Below are 15,440 nucleotides of genomic sequence, written 5' to 3' on the forward strand. Positions count from 1 at the left end.
GTCAGTCGAGGTATTCGACGCTGATGATTTCGTACTCGCGCTGGCCGGCCGGCGCGGCGATGGCGATCGCGTCGCCCTCGTTCTTGCCAATCAGGGCGCGTGCCACCGGCGAGGAAATGGCAATCAAGCCCAGCTTGATGTCCGCTTCCAGGTCACCGACGATCTGGTAACGCTTCTCTTCGTCGTTTTCGACGTCAGCCAAGGTCACCGTCGCGCCGAATACCACCTTGCTGCCGGCGTTGAGCTTGCTGATGTCGATCACTTCCGAATGCGACAGCTCACCTTCCAGCAGCTTGATGCGGCCTTCGATGAAGCTCTGCTCTTCGCGCGCGGCGTGGTACTCGGCGTTTTCCTTCAGGTCGCCGTGCTCGCGCGCTTCGGCGATGGCAGCGATGACCTTGGGGCGCTTTTCCGACTTCAGGTGGTCAAGCTCGTCACGCAGGCGCTTGGCGCCCTTCATCGTGATTGGGGCTCTCATGCATTCAACTCCTTGTGCAGTTCCTGCAGCGACAACACCGGGCCGGTACCACGGAACTCCAGCGACTGCACCAGCGCCTTGGCGCCGGCAACCGTGGTGGAGTAGGTGATGCGGTTCTGCAGTGCTTCGCGACGGATCGAGAACGAGTCGTTGATCGCCGCGCGACCTTCGGTCGTGTTGACGATATAGACGATCTCGCCATTCTTGATGCTGTCCACGATGTGCGGACGGCCTTCAACCACCTTGTTGACCACATCGCAGGTGTAACCGTGCTGCTGCAACCAGGCAGCGGTGCCACGGGTGGCCACCAGCGAGTAGCCACGTTCGACCAGGCCCTGCACCGCCGGCATCACGCGTTGCTTGTCAGCGTCGCGCACCGAGATGAAGACCTTGCCGACCGGCGGGGTCTTGATGCTGCCGGCTTCCTGCGCACGCGCGAAGGCGGCGCTGAAGGTGCGGCCGACGCCCATCACCTCACCGGTGGAGCGCATCTCCGGCCCAAGGATCGGATCCACGCCCTGGAACTTGGCGAACGGGAAGATGGCTTCCTTCACCGAGTAATAGCCCGGCACGATTTCCTTGGTCGCGCCCTGCTCGGCCAGGGTCTTGCCGGCCATGCAGCGGGCGGCGATCTTGGCCAGCGCCATGCCGGTGGCCTTGGACACGAACGGCACGGTGCGCGAGGCACGCGGGTTCACTTCCAGCAGGAAGATCACGTCGTTGCCGTCGGCATCGGCCTGGATCGCGAACTGGGTGTTCATCAGGCCGACAACCTTCAACGCCTTGGCCAGCTCAGTGACCTGGCGGCGCAGTTCGGCCTGGGTTTCGGCAGACAGCGAGTACGGCGGCAGCGAGCAGGACGAGTCACCGGAGTGCACGCCGGCTTCTTCGATGTGCTCCATCACGCCGCCGATCAGAACGTTGCCATCCTTGTCGCAGATGATGTCGACGTCGGCTTCAACCGCCGCATCCAGGAAGTGGTCCAGCAGCACCGGCGAATCGTTCGAAACCTTGACCGCGTCGCGCACGTAGCGGGCCAGGTCGGATTCGCTGTAGACGATCTCCATTGCACGGCCACCGAGCACATAGCTCGGGCGCACCACCAGCGGGTAGCCGATTTCGCGGGCCAGCAGCAGGGCTTCCTGGTCGTTGCGGGCAATACGGTTCGGCGGCTGCTTCAGGCCGAGCTTGTCGACCAGCTGCTGGAAGCGCTCGCGGTCTTCGGCCAGGTCGATGGAATCCGGCGAGGTGCCGATCACCGGCACGCCATTGGCTTCCAGTGCGCGCGCCAGCTTCAGCGGGGTCTGGCCGCCGTACTGCACGATCACGCCCTTGGGCTGTTCCAGCTCGACGATCTCCAACACGTCTTCCAGCGTCAGCGGCTCGAAGTACAGGCGGTCGGAGGTGTCGTAATCGGTGGAGACGGTTTCCGGGTTGCAGTTGACCATGATGGTTTCATAGCCGTCCTCGCGCAGGGCGAGCGCGGCATGCACGCAGCAGTAGTCGAACTCGATGCCCTGGCCGATGCGGTTCGGGCCGCCACCCAGGATCATGATCTTGTCGCGGTTGCTCGGCGCAGCCTCGCACTCGTCCTCGTAGGTGGAGTACAGGTAGGCGGTACCGGTGGCGAACTCGCCGGCGCAGGAATCCACGCGCTTGTAGACCGGGCGCACCTTGTGTGCACGGCGCAGCGCACGGATGGCTGCTTCGTTGGTGCCGGTCAGCTGGGCCAGGCGCGCATCGGAGAAACCAGCGCGCTTGAGCTGGCGCAGGCGCGCAGCGTTGAGCGAGTCGATGCCTTCGGCATGCACCTGCTTTTCGTCGGCGATGATTTCCTCGATCTGGTCGAGGAACCACGGGTCGATATGCGACATCGCGAAGATGTCTTCGACGCTCAGGCCGCTGCGGAACGCATCACCGACGAAGAACAGACGCTCCGGGCCCGGGGCCTTGAGCTCGCGCTTCATGGTGGCGATGTCGTCTTCGTTGTTCAGATCCAGCTCGGTCGGGTCGAGGCCGACCTTGCCGGTTTCCAGGCCACGCAGGGCCTTCTGCAGCGATTCCTTGAAGGTGCGGCCCATCGCCATCACCTCGCCCACCGACTTCATCTGGGTGGTCAGGCGGGCGTCGGCGGCCGGGAACTTCTCGAAGGCAAAGCGCGGAATCTTGGTGACGACGTAATCGATCGACGGCTCGAACGACGCCGGGGTCAAGCCGCCGGTGATTTCGTTCTTCAATTCGTCCAGGGTGTAACCCACGGCCAGCTTGGCGGCGACCTTGGCGATCGGGAAGCCGGTGGCCTTGGAGGCCAGTGCCGAGGAACGCGACACGCGCGGGTTCATCTCGATCACCACCACGCGGCCGGTGGTCGGGCTGATGCCGAACTGCACGTTGGAGCCGCCGGTGTCCACGCCGATCTTGCGCAGCACGGCGATGGAGGCATCGCGCAGGCGCTGGTATTCCTTGTCAGTCAGGGTCTGTGCCGGCGCCACGGTGATCGAGTCACCGGTGTGCACGCCCATCGGGTCGAGGTTCTCGATCGAGCAGACGATGATGCAGTTGTCCGCGGTGTCGCGGACCACTTCCATCTCGAATTCCTTCCAGCCCAGCACCGACTCTTCCACCAGCACTTCGCTGGTCGGCGACAGTTCCAGGCCGCGGCCGACGATCTCGATCAGCTCTTCGCGGTTGTAGGCGATGCCGCCGCCGCTGCCACCCAGGGTGAAGGACGGACGGATGATGGTCGGGTAGCCAACGCGGGCCTGGATTTCCAGCGCTTCTTCCAGCGTGTGGGCAACGGCGGCGGTCGGGCATTCCAGACCGATCTCACCCATCGCCACGCGGAACAGCTCGCGGTCTTCGGCCATCATGATCGCTTCGCGCTTGGCGCCGATCAGTTCGACGTTGTACTTCTCCAGCACGCCATTGTCAGCCAGGTCCAGCGCGCAGTTCAGCGCGGTCTGGCCGCCCATGGTCGGCAGCAGCGCGTCGGGGCGCTCCTTCTCGATGATCTTCTCGACCATCTGCCAGTTGATCGGCTCGATGTAGACGGCATCAGCCATCTCCGGGTCGGTCATGATGGTGGCCGGGTTGGAGTTCACCAACACCACGCGGTAACCCTCGTCACGCAGCGCCTTGCACGCCTGCGCGCCGGAGTAGTCGAACTCACAGGCTTGGCCGATGACGATCGGGCCGGCGCCGATGATCAGGATGGTTTTTAGGTCGGTGCGCTTTGGCATGACAATCCTCAGTAAATTCGTTCCTGCCACGCCATCGGGGCGAGCCAGGTTATCTGATCGGTTGAAGCGGCGTTGACCGCTCCGTGTTCGACCGCGGCGCGTACGTCGCGCTGCATCGCGGCCCAGCTGGGAGCGGCCGCGCCCAAGCGCGCGCCGATCCGGTTGTTGTGGGCATCCATGGCCCGGCTTGCATTGCCCCGACCGTCGTCTTCCATTACTGCAGTCACCCAATCGACGCAGCGCGGCGACAAGGTGAACGCAACGATGGCGCTGGCCAGACTGTGCCGATAGGCATCGGCAGGACCGTTACGTCCGCCGGGAAGATCGGCCTGGAAAAACTTCCAGTAGACATTGGCAAGCACGAAGGTCGGATAGGCAGCCAGCACCACTGCAACCATCACCGGCCACTGCCAGCGACGGAAACGTGAGGCGGCTGCCAACCTGGGCATCAGGCCTGGGCCTTTTCCATCAAGGTGATGAAGCGGTCAAACAACGGGGCGACGTCACGCGGACCTGGCGATGCTTCCGGGTGACCCTGGAAGGAGAACGCTGGCGCATCGGTCAGGGCAATACCCTGGATGGTCTGGTCGAACAGCGAGCGGTGGGTAACCCGCACATTGGCCGGCAGCACGCTTTCGTCGATGGCGAAGCCGTGGTTCTGCGAGGTGATCATCACCCGGCCGTCGTCGATGTCCTGCACCGGGTGGTTGGCACCGTGGTGACCATGGCCCATCTTCATGGTCTTGGCACCGGAGGCCAGGCCGAGCAGCTGGTGGCCCAGGCAGATACCGAAGGTCGGCAGCTTCTTTTCGACAAAGGTCTTGATCGCGCTGATGGCGTAGTCGCAGGGTTCCGGGTCGCCCGGGCCGTTGGACAGGAACACGCCGTCCGGATTCATCGCCAGCACCTCGGCCGCCGGGGTCTGTGCCGGCACCACGGTCAGCTCGCAGCCGCGTTCGGCCAGCATGCGCAGGATGTTGGTCTTCACGCCGAAGTCGTAGGCCACAACCTTGAACTTCGGTTCGGCGCGGGCGAATTCATTGCTGTCCAGGTCCAACTGGCCGTCAGCCCAGCTGTAGGGCTTGTCGGTGCTGACCACCTTTGCCAGATCCATGCCCTTCAGGCCGGGGAACTTGCGGGCCGCTTCCAGTGCCTTCTCGACGTCGATGTCGGGGCCGGCCATCAGTGCGCCGTTCTGTGCGCCACGCTCACGCAGGATGCGGGTCAGCTTGCGGGTGTCGATGCCGGAAATGGCCACCACGCCGCGCTGGATCAACCAATCCTGCAGCGACACCTGGTTGCGCCAGCTGCTCGGGCGGCGCGGCACATCGCGCACGATCAGGCCCGATGCCCATACCTTGGCGGCTTCATTGTCCTGGTCGTTCATACCGGTGTTGCCGATATGCGGGTAGGTCAGGGTGATCATCTGCCGGGCGTAGGACGGATCGGTCAGCATTTCCTGATAACCGGTCATGGCGGTGTTGAACACCACCTCACCCACGGATAGGCCGGGCGCGCCTACGGATTCGCCCTCGAATACGGTGCCGTCTTCGAGCACGAGAATTGCGGCTTGGGTCACGGGAATCTCACTTTGGCTACCGGGGGACTCCGAAGCCACGCCTGCGTTCACGGTCAAAAACCGGTTGCAAAAAAGCGCGGACGGCGGTCTGGGAACCGGTCCGGCTAACGTGTTTCGGCGAGCCGGAATTGTAAAGGCAAGGGGGCACCAACGCCAGCGCCCCGTGCGCCTTCCTTCAGCTGTTCAGGCGCAAACGGATCCTTTTTACACAAGGATCATGCCGCACATTCAGCTTTCTCAGGCCTCGATCACGTTTCCAAGCAGATCGCGCACCCGGTACTGGCCCGGGGCGCGCTGGCGCAACTGCTTGGCTGCATGCAGGGCGCCACGCGCGAAAATGTCGCGATTGGTCGCCCGATGCACCAGCTCCACCCGCTCACCCAGGCCGGTGAACTGCACGAAATGCTCGCCGATGATGTCGCCGGCACGCAGGCTGGCGTAGCGCGGCTCGGCGCCACCGTGCAGCGCCGATTCGCCCAGCGTCAGCGCGGTGCCCGAGGGCGCGTCCTTCTTGTGGACATGGTGCGACTCGACGATGTCGCAGTCCCAGCCCGGCAACGCCGCCGCCGCCCGCTCCACCAGCTCAGCCAGCACCGCCACGCCCAAGCTGAAATTGGTCGCCCAAACCAGTGGAATCCTGGCTGCCGCAGCGGTCAGCGCCGCCTGCTGTTGGTCACTGATGCCGGTAGTGCCCGAGACCAGGCCCACACCCCGCTCCGCACACAGCGCCAGAATCGGGTCAAACCCCTCTGGCAGACTGAAATCGATCGCCACGTCAAAGGCCGGCGCGCCGGCCAGCTCACTGGCGGCAAAATGCGGAATGCCGTCGATCACGCGCTGGATCGGCGGTTTGCGCACCACGGCAGCAACCACCTGCAACGAGGAATCTTCTGCCGCAAGACGCAGCAGGGCCTGACCCATGCGCCCGGAGGCACCGTGGATCAACAAACGGGTGGGAGTCGTATTCATGGGCCGAACGCTAACGCCTCAAGCGCCCTGCGCACAAGCGCGCCGCGCGTCATTACATGCGGCCGACATGGGTAACCGCTCGGCTGCTGGTCAGGTAGGTACGCCAGCGCCTGCGTTCGACGGTATCGCGACCACGGCTGACCATGCGCATGCCCGCCATTTCAACAATGGCCGACACCTCGACCTCAGCCGAACGGCCGTCACTGGCAATGCTGATATCACCGACCGTCTGTTCGTAACGCAGCGGCATGCGCCCGCCGAACATTTCGCGCAGCTGACGCAGCTGCTGCATGCTCTGCGCCAACGCTGCGCAGGACTGCGCGCGGTCATGGCTCTCCTCGGCCTGTGCGGTTTCGGTCTTGGTCACCGTGGTCTGCACATAGTCTTCTGACAACATCTCGCACAAGGGCTTGTCATCGCTTGCCGCAATGGCGAGGTCAGTACGCTGGTACAGCGCGCGCACCTGGTCCCGATTGATCTTGTTGCCACCACGCAGATACACCGACGCACACACCGCCAGCACCACGACCAGCACCACAATTCCGATAAACGACTTCATGCCAACACCCCCTGGTTGCTTCCTGCAATCGTCGAAGTGTACAGCCGGCGCCTATCGACAGGCACAACCCAAAAACCCGGCGTCCCGCCCCTGCCCTGCACTGCCATCCCGGCTCGACCAACGGCGGATCAACTGGCGCATGCCGCAGATACGACAACGCCGGGATAACCCGGCGCCGTCGTATCACTCAATGTTGTTTCGGCTCGCTGGGCCCGCAACTGCTGCAACCGCCACAGGCACCGCCGCTACTGGCCGCCGGCGGCGCCAGGCGACGCCCCCAGGCCTGCAGGCGCGGCGAGCGCTGCGGCCGCACCAGCCACAAGGCCAGCACGCCACGCAGCTTGCGCAATACGCCCGGGAACTGTTTCTTCAGCACCACCCAGGCACTGACCAGCACCGCCACGGCGATGATCAGGTATTGCAGCAACAGGCTCCTGTCCATCTCAGCCGGCTCCCAATGCCACCGCCACCTGGTAGGTGACGAACGCCGCCAGATAGGCCGCGCCAAACAGGTACACCGTGGCAAAGGCCATCTGCTTCCACGAGTTGGTCTCGCGCTTGATGGTGGCCAGGGTGGAAATGCACATCGGCGCGTAGATGAACCACACCATCAGCGACAGGCCGGTCGCCAGCGTCCAGCCATCACTGATCACCGGGGTCAGCGCCTGGATGGCGGCATCGTCATCGGCAGCGGACAGCGCATAGATCGTGGCCAGCGAGGACACCGCCACCTCACGCGCACCCATGCCGGGAATCAAGGCAATGCAGATCTGCCAGTTGAAGCCCAGCGGCGCGAAGATCACCGCCATTGCATGACCAATCTGGCCGGCAAAGCTGTAATCAATGGCCGGCATGGTCGCGTTCTCCGGCGCACCCGGATACGAAAGCAGGAACCACAGCAGGATGGTCAACGACAGGATGATGCCGCCGACGCGCTTGAGGAAGATCATCGCGCGCTCGTACAGGCCTACCAGCAGGTCGCGCGGGTTGGGCAGCCGATAGGACGGCAGCTCCAGCATCAAGGGATGCTCGCTCTTGTCGCGACGGAACTTCTTCATCGTCCACGACATCACCAGCGCACTGATGATACCGGCCAGGTACAGGGCGAACAGCACCAGGCCCTGCTGATTGAACATGCCCCACACGGTCTTGGCCGGGATGAAGGCGCCGATCAGCAGCGCATAGACCGGCAGGCGTGCCGAGCAGGTCATCAGCGGTGCCACCAGGATAGTGGCCAGGCGATCACGCGGGTCCTGAATCGAGCGGGTCGACATGATGCCCGGTACCGCACAAGCGAAACTGGACAGCAGCGGGATGAACGAGCGCCCCGACAAACCCGCCGCCGCCATCATCCGATCGAGCAGGAAAGCAGCGCGCGGCAGATAGCCGGACTCTTCCAAGGCCAGAATGAAGGCGAACAGGATCAGGATCTGCGGCAGGAACACCAGCACACCACCGACGCCGGCAATGATGCCGTCCACCAGCAGGCTGCTCAGCGGCCCTTCCGGCAGCTTGGCTGCGGCCAGCTGGCCCAGCCAGGCGAAACCAGCCTCGATACCATCCATCAGTGGCGTGGCCCAGGCATACACCGCCTGGAAGATCAGGAACATGACCACGGCCAGGGTCAGCAAGCCGTAGACCGGGTGCAGCAGCCAACGGTCCAGCGCGTCGTCGACCTTGGCGGTCGGCGCCGGCATACGCACGGCCGAGGCCAGGATGTCGCGCACCTGCACGTGGTAGTCAGCGCCAGGTTCAACCGGGTGCACCGGCATGGCGTCCAGACGCGGCATCAGTGCGTCGATGCGCTCGACCAGCGCGCGTGCGCCGTTGTGACGCACCGCCACGGTTTCCACCACCGGCACGCCCAAGGCCTTTTCCAGAGCCGGCACGTCGATTTCGATGCCGCGTTTGCGCGCCGCATCGACCATGTTCAAGGCCACCACCATCGGCTTGCCCAGCTCACGCACTTCCAGCGCGAAACGCAGATGCAGGCGCAGGTTGGTCGCGTCGATGACGCAGATCAGCGCATCGGGTGCCGCTTCGCCGGGGTAGAAGCCCCGGCACAGGTCACGGGTGATCGCCTCGTCCAGGCTGGCCGGCTGCAGGCTGTAAGCGCCGGGCAGGTCCAACACCGCGTATTCCTGCCCGGAGGGTCCGCGCATGCGGCCTTCCTTGCGTTCCACGGTGACACCGCTGTAGTTGGCCACCTTCTGGCGGCTGCCGGTCAACTGGTTGAACAGCGCGGTCTTGCCGCTGTTCGGGTTGCCTACCAGGGCCAACCGTGCAACTGCCGTACTCATGACTGCGCTCCTTCTGCGCTCACCTGGACCCGCGCAGCTTCACTGCGACGCAGGGCGAAGCGGGTAAAGCCCACCTGGTACAGCAGCGGCTCACCGCCCACCGGGCCGCGCGCTACCAGACGCACCTCTTCTCCATTGACGAAACCCAACTCGCGCAGACGCCGTGCAATGGCGTCATTTGCATGCAGGTCCTGAACGCTCTCCACCCGCGCTGAAGCGTGCAGGGGCAAATCTGACAACGTCACTGAATGGGCGCCTATGTAGAGTGGATAAGAATGATTATCGATTGTAGCATCGCCGCGCTGCGTCATGGCGTCCCACCCGTGCACCGCTATGATTCGTCGGATTTCCGTTAAAACAGGCATTACCTATGAGCGATGCACTGCTCGTGCAGCACCAGGGCGCGGTAGCGACCCTTTCGATGAACCGGCCGGACCTGCACAACGCTTTCGACGCCGCCTTGATCGGCGCGTTGACTGAAACCCTTGCTTCCCTCGGCGCAGACCCGGCGGTACGGGCGGTGGTACTGGCCGGTACCGGCCCCTCGTTCTCGGCCGGCGCCGACCTGCAGTGGATGCGCGCCATGGCCAGCGCCAGCCAGGAAGAGAACCGTATCGACTCGCTGGCCTTGGCGCGACTGATGCGCACCCTGGACGAACTGCCCAAACCGACCATCGCCCGCGTCCACGGCGCCAGCTTTGGCGGTGGCGTCGGCCTGGTGGCCTGTTGTGATATCGCCATTGCCGCCGAGGAGGCCCGCTTCGGCCTGACCGAAAGCCGGCTGGGCCTGCTGCCGGCGGTGATCTCCCCCTATGTGATTGCCGCGATCGGCCCACGCCAGGCACGCCGCTGGTTCGCTACCGGCGAACATTTCGATGCCGCCACCGCCCAGCAGATCGGGCTGGTCCATCAGGTGGTGGCTGCCGACGCACTGGATGCCGCCGTGCAGGCCCAACTCAAACTGCTGGGCAAGGCCGGCCCGGTAGCCAGCGCATCGGCCAAGGTGCTGGTACGCGAAGTACATGCCGCCATCGGTGACCGCGACGGCCTGGACCGCGCCAATGCCGGCTTGATTGCCGCCCTGCGCGCCTCCGATGAAGGCCGCGAAGGCCTGTCCGCCTTCCTTGAGAAGCGCGCCCCCCGCTGGGCCGCGCACTGATCCACCCCCTCCCCCGCCAAAGACCGCTCCAATGAACGATTTCGTCCGCATCGTCGAAGTAGGCCCGCGTGATGGCCTGCAGAATGAAAAACAGCTGATCGCCACCGCCGACAAGATCGAGCTGATCGACCGGCTGTCGGCCACCGGCCTGCGCAGCATCGAGGCCACCAGCTTCGTCAGCCCCAAGTGGGTGCCACAGCTGGCTGACGCCGCCGAGGTATTTGCCGGCATCCACAAGAAGCCGGGGGTGAGCTACCCGGTACTGGTACCCAACGAGCAGGGCTATGAACGCGCCTTGGCCGTGGGCGCCACCGAGGTGGCGGTATTCACTGCCGCCTCCGAGCAGTTCAACCGCACCAATACCAATGCTGGCATCGACGAATCGCTGCAGCGCTTCGAACCCATCCTGGCCCGCGCAAACCGGGACGGCGTGCGGGTGCGGGGTTACGTGTCCACCGTGTTGGGCTGCCCCTACCAGGGCGAGGTGCCGCTGGCCGACGTTGTACGCGTGGCGACCCGCCTGCATGCCATGGGCTGTTACGAGATATCACTGGGCGACACCATTGGCGTGGGCACCCCGCACAAGGCCCGGGCGATGCTGCAGGCGGTGGCCGCCGAGGTCCCGATGGCCGCATTGGCGGTGCATTTCCACGATACCTATGGCCAGGCGCTGGCCAATATCGCCACCTGCCTGGATGAAGGGGTGCGGGTGGTCGACGCCGCGGTGGCCGGTACCGGCGGCTGCCCCTATGCGCGCGGTGCAAGTGGTAATGTCGCCAGCGAAGACGTGGTGTACATGTTGCACGGCATGGGGATGAGCACCGGCGTGGACCTGCCGGCGCTGGCCGCTACAGGGAACTGGCTCGCAGAACGACTGGGCCGGCAGACAGGCAGCAAGACAGGAAAGGCGTTGACAGTGTCATGACCGTATCCGGCCAGCATGTAGTCCCTGACGACGGCGCTCACCGCGCCGCGCATGTCGACGCGCTGGCTGGTTTGGAACAGGCCCTGCAGCAACCGTTACCTCTTAACCTGCAACAAGCCCTGCTGGCCGCCCGCGACGCCCTGGCCGAGGCCATGGCCGAGCGGCGGGCAGCACAACGGCGCTATGCCGCGCTGTTCGATGCGGTGCCCGACCCGGTCAGCATCCTCAGTGCAACCGGGGTGGTGCTGGACGTAAACAGCGCTGGCGTACGCGCCTATGGCCGCACCCGCGAAGAGATCGTTGGCCAGCCGATCGAGCTGCTCAACCCCGACCTGCCTGCCGATCACCTCGAACCAGTATGGGAAACCCTCAACCGCGGCGAGACCTATGTGGTGGAAGTCACCAACATGCGCGGCAACGGCAATCGCTTCCCGGTGGAAGTGCACTCGGCCGCGTTCGAACATGATGGCGAGCATTGCATCGTTGCGGTCGCCCGCGACCTGAGCCGGCGCTGGCAGGCCGAAACCCGCTACCGCCTGCTGCTGGAATCCATCGACAAGGGGGTGATGCTGTTCGACCGCCACCTCGGCATCATCTCTGCCAATCCGGCAGCGCACCGCATCTTCAATCTGGGCAGTGCCGCGCCGGCCAGGGTGCCGCTGCATGGCGACGAATGGATCAGCGTCGACGAACATGGGCGCCGGCTGCGGCCCGAGCAATGGCCGGTGACCCGCGCATTTGCCGAAGGCAAGTCCATCCCCAGCACCATCATCGGCCTGTATCACCGGCCAAACGGCCGCATGATCTGGATCTCGATCACCACCGTGCCGGTGTTCTCGGCCGGCTGCGACCTGCCCGACCACGTATTTTCATTGTTCAGTGACATCACCGAACTCAAGCGCGACCACGCCCTGTTCGACCGCGCGCAGTCGCTGGCGCATATCGGCGGCTGGGAATGGGACCGTGGCCAGCAGCACCTGTACCTCACCGGTGAAGCCCAACGCATCCTTGGTCAGCAGTTGCCGCCCATCGACCTGGAGCAGCTGCTGGCCTGCTTGAACAGCCTGTCCCGGCAGCAACTGCGCGAGGCCATGGAACACGTGGTCGAACAGCGCACCGGCTTCGAACTGGAACTGCAGGGCCAGCGCGCCAGCGGCCACAGCTTCTGGATACGGATGATCGGCGAGGTCGAGCTTGGCGACCTGGCCTCCACCCGCATCGCCGGCACCCTGCAGGACATCACTGAGCCCAAGCATGCCGAGCAGACCCTCAAGAACCAGGCCCGTACCGATCCACTGACCGGCATCATGAACCGCGATGCTGCGCTCACCGACCTGGAAGCCCGGCTCAGCAATCCCTCCCACGCCGGGGTGGCAGTGCTGTACATCGACCTGGACCGGTTCAAGACCGTCAATGACGTACTGGGCCACAACGCCGGCGACCTGCTGCTGATCGAAGCCACCCGCCGCATCGCCGATGCCATTGGCACCGAAGGCCTGCTGGCGCGTTTTGGTGGCGATGAGTTCGTGGTTACCTGCGATGCGCGCGACCTGCCCGGGCGCCCGGAACAACTGGCCGAAGCCATCACCCGCGCCTTCATCCCGCCGTTCCAGTTCGGCAAGGACGAGTTCCCGGTCACCACCAGTATTGGTATTGCCCGCGCGCCGCAGGATGGCCTGCGCCCGCAGCAGCTGATCCAGAACGCCGATCTGGCCATGTACGAATGCAAGCGCCGCGACCGCAATGGCTGGCAGCTGTTCTCACCGGAGCTGGCCCGGCGCCAGCGTGACCGCCTGCAGATTGAACGGCGCCTGCGCAAGGCGCTGGACCGCGACGAGTTCCGCCTGGTCTACCAGCCGCAGGTGGACCTGCGCAGCGGCCAGATCATCGCCTGCGAGGCCCTGATCCGCTGGCGCAATCGCCAGCTCGGCGAGCTGCGCCCGGACATCTTCATCAGTCATGCCGAGAACACCGGCGACATCGTGCGGATCGGCGAATGGGTACTGCACCAGGCCTGCCGGCAGATCCGCCAATGGCACAACGAAGGCCTGGGCATGATGCGGGTGGCGATCAACGTCTCCTACCGCCAGTTCAGCGGCGACCGTCTGGCCCGGCAGGTACGCGAGGTGCTGGACCATTACGGGCTGCCGGGCAGCGCGCTGGAGCTGGAGTTCACCGAGCGGGTCCTGATCGAGGACGCCCCCGCCACCCTGCGCACCTTTGCCGAGCTGCGCGCCATGGGCGTGGTGCTGACCATCGACGACTTCGGCGAGGGTTACAGCGCCCTCAACTACCTGCGCACCCTGCCCATCCACGGCCTCAAACTCAGCCAGCTGTTCATCAGCGGGGTGCCCGACAACCCCTCCGATGTGGCGGTCTGCGAAGCGGTCTGCGGCATCGCCCGCAGCCTTGGGCTGGGCCTGGTTGCCGAGGGCATCGAGTCGGAGGCGCAACGGCAGTTCCTGCTCGGGCTGGGTGTGCCGGTTGGCCAAGGCTTCCTGTTCGCCCCCGGCCTGTCACCTACCGATTTCAGCCGGCAGATGACCTGAGCGGGCCTGACGGGCCACGTGCCGTGTAGCCCGGGTAAGCGCAGCGCACCCGGGGCTCTCGGCAAGAAACGCCAATTCCTCGAATACCCGAATTCCCCGGGTGCGCTGCGCTTACCCGGGCTGCCTTGGCGCACCGGACACCCTGTCCCGGCCTGCCGCCTCACAGGTCTGATCACGCCAACTTGGCGCCGATCGGCATCGGCTAGAATCGGTGGCTCACTCAGCAGGATTGTTCCAATGCAGCTGTCTTCCGTTCGTGCCGTCATCACCGGCGGCGTCTCCGGCCTTGGCCTTGGCGTCGCTCAGTTCCTGGTCGCCAATGGTGGCAAGGTCGCCCTGTTCGACCTCAACGATGAAAAGGGCGCCGCAGCGGTCGCCGAGCTGGGCGCCGACAATGCCCGCTACTTCACCACCAATGTCACCGATGAAGCCGGCGTTGCCGCCAACCTGGCCGCCGCCAAGGAATTCCTGGGTGGCCTGAACGTGGTGATGAACTGCGCCGGCATCCTCGGCGCCGGTCGCGTGCTCGGCCGTGAGGCGGCCATGCCGCTGGCCAACTTCCAGAGCACGGTGATGGTCAACCTGGTCGGCAGCTTCAACGTCGCCAAGGCCGGCGCCGAGCTGATGCAGCACAACGAGGCCAATGCCGACGGCGAACGCGGCGTGATCATCAACACCGCCTCGGTGGCTGCCTATGAAGGCCAGATCGGCCAGGCCGCCTACTCCGCCTCCAAGGGCGGCGTGGTCGGCATGACCCTGCCGATGGCGCGCGAGCTGTCGCGCTTCGGCATCCGCGTGCTGACCATCGCCCCGGGCGTGTTCTGGACGCCGATGGTCGATGGCATGCCGCAGAACGTGCAGGAATCGCTGGCCGCGTCCATCCCGTTCCCGTCGCGCCTGGGCCAGCCGGCCGATTTCGCCAGCCTGGTCGGTCACATCATTGGCAATACCTACCTCAACGGTGAGACTATTCGCCTCGACGGTGCCGTGCGTCTGGCACCGAAGTGACCCATCCGCGGGCGCCCACACGGCGCCCGCCTCCGTTTACCCCAATAGACTTTCCAAGCATGAAAGCCAACGACATCAAGAAAGGCAACGTCGTCGAGTACAACAACGGCGTGTATCAGATCCGCGACATTGAGCGCAGCTCACCGCAGGGCCGCGGCGGCAACGTCCGCTTCCGCTTCATCATGTACAGCGTGCCGGGCGGCAACAAGCTCGATGCCAGCTTCGATGCCGATGACAACCTGCCCGAAGTCGAGCTGCTGCGCCGGCAGTCCACCTTCTCCTACATGGATGGCGACGCCTTCGTGTTCATGGATGACGAGGACTACACCCCGTATACGCTGGACGCGGACGTGATCGGCGATGACGCCGGCTATATCACCGAAGGCCTGAGCGGCATCTTCGTGCAGGTGATCGACGACCAGCCGGTCGCCATCCAGCTGCCACAGCACGTCACCCTGGAAGTGGTGGAGACCCCGCCGGAACTGAAGGGCGGCACCGCCACCAAGCGACCGAAGCCGGCCAAGCTCAGCACCGGCCTGGAAATCATGGTGCCGGAGTACATCGTCAACGGCGAACGCATCCTGGTGAACACCACCACTGGTGAGTTCGGCGGCCGCGCCGACTGATCAATCACCCCCTCCCACGCAAGCGGGAGGGGGCTGTTGAAGTTGTGGG

At 64.9% G+C, this 15,440-nt stretch carries 14 protein-coding genes; 5 read left to right on the forward strand and 9 right to left on the reverse strand.

Features of this window, described 5'->3' with window-relative positions; all coding sequences use genetic code 11:
* Window position 1: 1 nt before the first annotated feature.
* The 9 genes from greA to ABB27_RS10430 all read right to left on the reverse strand — a co-directional run bounded on the left by greA (window position 2) and on the right by ABB27_RS10430 (window position 9,369).
* The gene (greA, locus tag ABB27_RS10390; protein ID WP_484600299.1) at window positions 2-466 is read right to left on the reverse strand and encodes a transcription elongation factor GreA; all 465 of its coding nucleotides are present in this window, start codon (window positions 464-466) and stop codon (window positions 2-4) included.
* A gap of 8 nt (window positions 467-474) precedes the next feature.
* Window positions 475-3,717: a carbamoyl-phosphate synthase large subunit gene (carB, locus tag ABB27_RS10395; protein ID WP_057628633.1), complete on the reverse strand. Its 3,243-nt coding sequence runs from the start codon at window positions 3,715-3,717 to the stop codon at window positions 475-477.
* Between the two features lie 8 nt (window positions 3,718-3,725).
* On the reverse strand, window positions 3,726-4,115 hold the full coding sequence (locus ABB27_RS10400; RefSeq protein WP_425477531.1) for a DUF6973 domain-containing protein: 390 nt from the start codon (window positions 4,113-4,115) through the stop codon (window positions 3,726-3,728).
* Window positions 4,116-4,165: 50 nt separating this feature from the next.
* Window positions 4,166-5,296 (reverse strand): glutamine-hydrolyzing carbamoyl-phosphate synthase small subunit, encoded by a 1,131-nt coding sequence (gene carA, locus ABB27_RS10405; RefSeq protein ID WP_057628635.1) that lies wholly within the window; start codon window positions 5,294-5,296, stop codon window positions 4,166-4,168.
* A 237-nt stretch (window positions 5,297-5,533) separates the two neighbouring features.
* On the reverse strand, window positions 5,534-6,265 hold the full coding sequence (gene dapB / locus ABB27_RS10410; RefSeq protein ID WP_057628636.1) for a 4-hydroxy-tetrahydrodipicolinate reductase: 732 nt from the start codon (window positions 6,263-6,265) through the stop codon (window positions 5,534-5,536).
* 52 nt (window positions 6,266-6,317) lie between these two features.
* Window positions 6,318-6,824, reverse strand: a complete 507-nt coding sequence (locus ABB27_RS10415) for a hypothetical protein (RefSeq protein WP_057628637.1) — start codon at window positions 6,822-6,824, stop codon at window positions 6,318-6,320.
* A 187-nt stretch (window positions 6,825-7,011) separates the two neighbouring features.
* The gene (locus ABB27_RS10420; RefSeq protein ID WP_057628638.1) at window positions 7,012-7,266 is read right to left on the reverse strand and encodes a DUF6587 family protein; all 255 of its coding nucleotides are present in this window, start codon (window positions 7,264-7,266) and stop codon (window positions 7,012-7,014) included.
* A 1-nt stretch (window position 7,267) separates the two neighbouring features.
* A complete protein-coding gene (gene feoB, locus ABB27_RS10425) occupies window positions 7,268-9,124 on the reverse strand; it encodes a ferrous iron transport protein B (RefSeq protein WP_057628639.1) in 1,857 nt (618 codons plus the stop codon).
* The gene (locus ABB27_RS10430; RefSeq protein ID WP_057628640.1) at window positions 9,121-9,369 is read right to left on the reverse strand and encodes a FeoA family protein; all 249 of its coding nucleotides are present in this window, start codon (window positions 9,367-9,369) and stop codon (window positions 9,121-9,123) included. Before ABB27_RS10430 ends, feoB begins: the two co-directional genes overlap by 4 nt.
* Before the next feature lie 125 nt (window positions 9,370-9,494).
* Here ABB27_RS10430 and ABB27_RS10435 point away from each other — a divergent pair, with 125 nt between their 5' ends.
* The 5 genes from ABB27_RS10435 (at window position 9,495) to yeiP (ending at window position 15,391) form a co-directional block, all read left to right on the forward strand.
* A complete protein-coding gene (locus ABB27_RS10435) occupies window positions 9,495-10,283 on the forward strand; it encodes an enoyl-CoA hydratase-related protein (RefSeq protein ID WP_057628641.1) in 789 nt (262 codons plus the stop codon).
* 31 nt (window positions 10,284-10,314) lie between these two features.
* Window positions 10,315-11,208 (forward strand): hydroxymethylglutaryl-CoA lyase, encoded by an 894-nt coding sequence (locus ABB27_RS10440; RefSeq protein ID WP_057628642.1) that lies wholly within the window; start codon window positions 10,315-10,317, stop codon window positions 11,206-11,208.
* A complete protein-coding gene (locus ABB27_RS10445) occupies window positions 11,205-13,757 on the forward strand; it encodes a sensor domain-containing protein (RefSeq protein ID WP_057628643.1) in 2,553 nt (850 codons plus the stop codon). Before ABB27_RS10440 ends, ABB27_RS10445 begins: the two co-directional genes overlap by 4 nt.
* A gap of 237 nt (window positions 13,758-13,994) precedes the next feature.
* The gene (locus tag ABB27_RS10450; protein WP_057628644.1) at window positions 13,995-14,765 is read left to right on the forward strand and encodes an SDR family NAD(P)-dependent oxidoreductase; all 771 of its coding nucleotides are present in this window, start codon (window positions 13,995-13,997) and stop codon (window positions 14,763-14,765) included.
* A gap of 59 nt (window positions 14,766-14,824) precedes the next feature.
* Window positions 14,825-15,391, forward strand: a complete 567-nt coding sequence (gene yeiP, locus ABB27_RS10455; RefSeq protein WP_057628645.1) for an elongation factor P-like protein YeiP — start codon at window positions 14,825-14,827, stop codon at window positions 15,389-15,391.
* Window positions 15,392-15,440 lie beyond the last annotated feature (49 nt).

It is taken from the genome of Stenotrophomonas terrae (assembly GCF_001431465.1).
In the GTDB taxonomy this organism is placed as follows: Bacteria; Pseudomonadota; Gammaproteobacteria; order Xanthomonadales; family Xanthomonadaceae; genus Stenotrophomonas; species Stenotrophomonas terrae.

Coding starts and splice junctions, on each gene's coding strand:
- carB (WP_057628633.1), bottom strand. CDS start 3,717: ATGCCAAAGCGCACCGACCTAAAAACCATCCTGATCATCGGCGCCGGC.
- ABB27_RS10400 (WP_425477531.1), bottom strand. CDS start 4,115: ATGGTTGCAGTGGTGCTGGCTGCCTATCCGACCTTCGTGCTTGCCAAT.
- dapB (WP_057628636.1), bottom strand. CDS start 6,265: ATGAATACGACTCCCACCCGTTTGTTGATCCACGGTGCCTCCGGGCGC.
- ABB27_RS10415 (WP_057628637.1), bottom strand. CDS start 6,824: ATGAAGTCGTTTATCGGAATTGTGGTGCTGGTCGTGGTGCTGGCGGTG.
- ABB27_RS10420 (WP_057628638.1), bottom strand. CDS start 7,266: ATGGACAGGAGCCTGTTGCTGCAATACCTGATCATCGCCGTGGCGGTG.
- feoB (WP_057628639.1), bottom strand. CDS start 9,124: ATGAGTACGGCAGTTGCACGGTTGGCCCTGGTAGGCAACCCGAACAGC.
- ABB27_RS10435 (WP_057628641.1), top strand. CDS start 9,495: ATGAGCGATGCACTGCTCGTGCAGCACCAGGGCGCGGTAGCGACCCTT.
- ABB27_RS10440 (WP_057628642.1), top strand. CDS start 10,315: ATGAACGATTTCGTCCGCATCGTCGAAGTAGGCCCGCGTGATGGCCTG.
- ABB27_RS10445 (WP_057628643.1), top strand. CDS start 11,205: ATGACCGTATCCGGCCAGCATGTAGTCCCTGACGACGGCGCTCACCGC.
- ABB27_RS10450 (WP_057628644.1), top strand. CDS start 13,995: ATGCAGCTGTCTTCCGTTCGTGCCGTCATCACCGGCGGCGTCTCCGGC.
- yeiP (WP_057628645.1), top strand. CDS start 14,825: ATGAAAGCCAACGACATCAAGAAAGGCAACGTCGTCGAGTACAACAAC.